This window comes from Bradyrhizobium sp. TM233 (assembly GCF_036247965.1).
In the GTDB taxonomy this organism is placed as follows: Bacteria; Pseudomonadota; Alphaproteobacteria; order Rhizobiales; family Xanthobacteraceae; genus Bradyrhizobium; species Bradyrhizobium ottawaense.
In genome coordinates this window covers 1-283 of record NZ_BTIG01000066.1, presented here as the reverse complement: position 1 = coordinate 283, position 283 = coordinate 1, and the positions used below count along the sequence as shown (strand labels likewise).

The window sequence follows — 283 nt, the reverse complement described above, 5'->3', positions numbered from 1 at the left end:
CTGGCGCTGGCGCTGACCTTGCACATCGACCCGATCTTCGTCGGCGCCCATCACCTGTCGCGTTTCGTGTTCGTGACGATCGCAACGCCAGGCATCGTCCATCTGTTCGGACGCACGCAGGACGACGTGGACGATTGAGCTTATCGCTTCGCCGTCTTCGCAAATCCCCACGTCGCGATTCCGGCCATCACGAGCGAGATCAGCACGTTGTAACCGGCGAGCGAGAGGCCGAGGAAGCGCCACTGTACCTCGTCGCAGCGCACCACCTTCACGGTGTCGAGCC

The 283-nt window shown here is 62.9% G+C and carries 2 protein-coding genes; one reads left to right on the top strand and one right to left on the bottom strand.

Translation table 11 applies throughout. From position 1 onward, the window contains the following. Positions 1–138 (top strand): AbrB family transcriptional regulator (locus AABA86_RS33475; RefSeq protein WP_338309776.1); only part of this gene is annotated, 138 nt, incomplete at its 5' end. A gap of 2 nt (positions 139–140) precedes the next feature. Here the strand turns inward: AABA86_RS33475 and AABA86_RS33470 are convergent. Beyond that, on the bottom strand, positions 141–283 hold a 143-nt coding region (locus tag AABA86_RS33470; RefSeq protein ID WP_338309775.1), incomplete at its 5' end, for a disulfide bond formation protein B.